The sequence below is a fragment of the Blautia sp. AF19-1 genome, from assembly GCF_003479155.1.
In the GTDB taxonomy this organism is placed as follows: Bacteria; Bacillota; Clostridia; order Lachnospirales; family Lachnospiraceae; genus Fusicatenibacter; species Fusicatenibacter saccharivorans.
Genome location: NZ_QUGQ01000061.1, coordinates 1 through 418, shown reverse-complemented (window position 1 = coordinate 418; position 418 = coordinate 1). Strand labels below are relative to the sequence as shown.

The 418-nt window shown below is 54.5% G+C and carries 1 protein-coding gene; it reads right to left on the bottom strand.

Annotation, left to right across the window (positions count from 1 at the left end):
- Window positions 1-418 (bottom strand): virulence-associated E family protein (locus tag DWX26_RS17330; protein WP_243030747.1); only part of this gene is annotated, 418 nt, incomplete at both ends.

Below are 418 nucleotides of genomic sequence, written 5' to 3'. Positions count from 1 at the left end.
TCCCGGTGTACTTATCAAGATACGCCTGTATCATCCCGGCTTTGGTGTCCTCCGGCATAAAATCCCGCTGGTGTTCTTTGAGATACCGCTGCATGGCGGGGCTGAAAGCCAGCTTGAACCTGCCGCTTTTATAAATCTCCATCGCTTCCGCCCACATCTGCCCGATATAGGCTCTGGAAGCAGCTTCGTCCTCCAAAATGTGAACCTCGGCTTGCTCCGGGTACACCATGACCGGGATAAAGCGGCGGTTGCCGGAACGGTCAAGGGGCAGGAAGTCAAGGGCATTGGAAGTGCCGCCAAACACGCACTGACGGAGACGGTCTGCCGGGTGGGTTTCATAGGGTATCTTGTAAACCTCTTTCTGCCGGCTTAAAAACGACTTGATTTCCTCAATGCTCTTGGCGTTGGCGGTTGCCAT